This window comes from Paracoccus sp. (in: a-proteobacteria) (assembly GCF_030536915.1).
In the GTDB taxonomy this organism is placed as follows: Bacteria; Pseudomonadota; Alphaproteobacteria; order Rhodobacterales; family Rhodobacteraceae; genus Paracoccus.
Genome location: NZ_JAUNPC010000184.1, coordinates 1,037 through 2,297, shown reverse-complemented (window position 1 = coordinate 2,297; position 1,261 = coordinate 1,037). Strand labels below are relative to the sequence as shown.

At 69.7% G+C, this 1,261-nt stretch carries 1 protein-coding gene; it reads left to right on the top strand.

Translation table 11 applies throughout. The features are described from left to right. Positions 1-315 precede the first annotated feature (315 nt). Entirely contained in the window at positions 316-1,254 is a 939-nt protein-coding gene (miaA, locus tag Q4F04_RS15510; protein ID WP_303370688.1) for a tRNA (adenosine(37)-N6)-dimethylallyltransferase MiaA, read from the top strand. Positions 1,255-1,261 lie beyond the last annotated feature (7 nt).

Here is a 1,261-nt window from a genome sequence, read left to right as displayed (position 1 = left end):
GATGCCCAGGTCGCCCGCATGATCCACGCTCCAGGGAATCCCGGCTGTATCAAGAAACACGCGGAGCCGTTCGAGGGAAACCGGCCGCACCTCCGCGCTCAAGGCGAGTCCGGACTCACCCTGGCCGGCGGCGGTGGGGCGTCGCGAATCCTCTGTGGCCATACCCACGACTGTAGCCAGCGCAGGGCGGATCTGCTTGGTTCGACTCTCCCCTGGCCAGCCGCCTCGATGCCATGTGGCGAGCTTTCCCCGTAGTTTGGCAGGGTGAGTGATCAGTGGTGCACGTGTGCGCGGTGGCCCCAAGCGTTGGCGCTCGTGGGCCCGACGGCCAGCGGGAAGACGCGACTCTCCCTGGCCCTGGCTGCCTTCGTGCGCGATCGCGGCCGCGGCGTCGAGGTCATCAACGCCGATGCGATGCAGCGCTATCGCGGGATGGACATCGGCACCGCGAAGGTCTCAGCGGCGGAGCGTGGGCAGGTGGCGCATCACGAGTTGGACGTGCTCGATCCCGCGGACGAAGCCTCGGTGCGTGACTATCAACGCACCGCCCGCGCTACCGCAGCCCAGATCCGCGCCCGGGGCGCGTTGCCGCTCTATGTGGGCGGTTCGGGTTTGTACCTGCGCGCGGCACTCGATGAGCTGGACATTCCGCCGACGGACGACGCAGTTCGCGCTCGCATCGAGGAACGGCTGGCAGCGGTGGGCGCAGCGGCGTTGCATCAGGAACTGCGCGGCCGTGACCCCAGCGCCGCCCAGGCCATCGCAGTGGCCAACTCCCGGCGGGTCGTCCGCGCGCTGGAGGTCATCGAGCTCACCGGGCGGCCCTTCAGTGCCACCCGCCCCGAAGCGGTCCACCATGTGCCCACAATCCAGGTGGGGCTGACGGTGAGCGCCGAGGTGCTCTCCCAGCGCATTGACCAGCGCAGTGCCCAGATGCTGCGCGAGGGCCTCATCGAGGAAGCCGGTGCGCTGCGCGATCGTGGCTGGGGCCGGACTGCTGCTTCTGCGGTGGGCTACCCGCAAGCGCTGCGCGCCGCTCAGGGTGCGGTGAGCCGGGCGGAAACAGCCGCGGAGATCAGCGCCGCCACCCGCAAACTCGCCAAGCGCCAGATGACCTGGTTCCGCTCCGATCAGCGCACGCACTGGCTGCACGCCGATGACATGGGTCACGCGGCGATGCGCGCCATGGTCGAGCACATCGCCGGGCTCCTGCACCACCGTGCCAGTGACTGCGCCCAGGTGGGCGCAGGGTGATGCCGGC